The following is a 404-nucleotide window of genomic DNA, read 5'->3' as shown; positions in this document are numbered from 1 at the left end:
ACCTCCAGGTGGACGGGCAGCCGTACACCGTGCGCGGGTTCACCTGGGGCGGCACGAGCGCGGAGGAGACCGGTCCGCGCATGCAGGGCCTGGCCGACATCAACGGCAACACGACCCGCACCTGGGGCACGGGCGCCGACTCGCGCGCCATCTTCGACGCCGCGGCCGAGCACGACGTCCGCGTCATCGCGGGCTTCTGGCTCCTGCCCGGCGGCGGGCCGGGGTCGGGCGGCTGCATCGACTACCGCACCGACACGACCTACAAGAACGACACCAAGGCCGACATCCTGCGCTGGGTCCAGGAGTACAAGGACCACCCGGCCGTCCTCATGTGGAACATCGGCAACGAGGCGATCCTCGTCGTGCAGAACTGCTACTCGGGCACCGACCTCGAGGAGATCCGC

At 70.0% G+C, this 404-nt stretch carries 1 protein-coding gene; it reads left to right on the top strand.

Annotated elements, in window-relative coordinates; translation table 11 throughout:
* Positions 1-404: beta-galactosidase (locus G3I78_RS49895; protein ID WP_343244050.1), on the top strand; the 404-nt coding region annotated here is incomplete at both ends.

This window comes from Streptomyces sp. SID13726 (assembly GCF_010548375.1).
Lineage (GTDB): Bacteria > Actinomycetota > Actinomycetes > Streptomycetales > Streptomycetaceae > Streptomyces.
The sequence above is the reverse complement of the archived record's forward strand: the minus strand, read 5'-3'. Positions and strand labels throughout refer to the sequence as shown.